At 75.6% G+C, this 1,293-nt stretch carries 2 protein-coding genes; both read left to right on the plus strand.

The window, feature by feature from the left end; genetic code table 11:
* Positions 1–3 precede the first annotated feature (3 nt).
* Positions 4–90: a DUF3046 domain-containing protein gene (locus ACXJKL_RS21225; protein ID WP_457208972.1), complete on the plus strand. Its 87-nt coding sequence runs from the start codon at positions 4–6 to the stop codon at positions 88–90.
* Positions 87–1,293 (plus strand): MFS transporter (locus tag ACXJKL_RS21230; protein WP_457208971.1); only part of this gene is annotated, 1,207 nt, incomplete at its 3' end. The genes ACXJKL_RS21225 and ACXJKL_RS21230, both read left to right, overlap by 4 nt.

Below are 1,293 nucleotides of genomic sequence, written 5' to 3' on the forward strand. Positions count from 1 at the left end.
GTCGTGGAGGCCCTCGACGCCGGTACGCCGCCCAAGCAGGTGTGGGCCGCGGTGTGGCGGGTCCTCGAGCTGCCGGACTCCGAGCGGTGAGCCCCCCGCCCGGGTCGGCCGCGGAGGCTCACGCGGACGTCCAGGCACGGACCGTGCGGGTGCTGGTGGTCTCCCAGGCGGTCGGCGCCGTCGGAGTCACGATCGGCGTGGCGACCGCCTCGCTGCTGGCGCGCGACATCTCCGGCTCGGAGGCGCAGGCGGGACTCGCCCAGACCTTCCAGGTGCTGGGCACCGCGCTCGCGGCGTACGTGCTGGCGCGCCTGATGGGCCGCCGCGGCCGCCGCGTGGGGCTCGTGACCGGCTACCTCGCGGGCGCTGCCGGGGCGGCCACGTGCGTGGCGGCCGGGGTGCTGGACTCGATGGCCGTCCTGCTCACCGGGGCGGTCCTGCTGGGCGCCACCACGGCGGTCAACAACGGCTCCCGGTACGCCGCCACCGACCTGGCGCCCGAGGAGACGCGCGGGCGCGCGCTCTCGATGGTGGTGTGGGCGACGACGATCGGCGCCGTGGTGGGCCCCAACCTCACCGGCGTCGGCGCGGGCCTGGCGCGCCGGGTGGGCATCCCCGAGCTCACGGGAGGCTTCGCCATCGGCGCCGTGGTCCTGGTCCTGGCCGCGGTCTGGGTCGCCGCGCTGCTGCGCCCGGACCCGCTCCTGCTCGCCCAGGCCGACGCCGACGCCACGACCGAGGCCCGCACCGGCCGGTCGTGGTCCCGCTTCACCGAGGCGGTGCGCCTGCAGCCCGCACTGGGCGCGGCCATCACCGGCATGGCCTGCGCGCACGCGGCCATGGTCACGGTGATGATCATGACCCCCTTGCACATGGAGCACGGCGGGGCGCAGCTGGAGGTGATCGGGTTCGTGATCTCCGTGCACGTCCTGGGGATGTTCGCCTTCTCCCCGCTCGTGGGTCTCGCGGCCGACCGTCTCGGCCGACCGCTGGTGCTGCGGACCGGGGGAGTCGTGCTGCTCGCGTCCCTGGTGCTGTGCGGCCTGGCCCCGGAGGGGTCCTCCTGGCAGATCTTCGCCGGCCTGTTCCTGCTCGGCCTCGGGTGGTCGTGCGCGACGGTGGCCGCCTCGACGATCATCGCCGACCTGACACCGGTGGCGGCACGCACGGACGTGCAGGGCACGGCCGACATGGCGATGTCGCTGACCGCGGCCGGCGGTGGTGCCCTGGCCGGCCTCATCGTGGGGTGGCTGGGCTTCCCGGTGCTGGCGATGTTCGCCGGTGTGCTGGCCC

The sequence above is a fragment of the Nocardioides sp. P5_C9_2 genome, assembly GCF_054049555.1.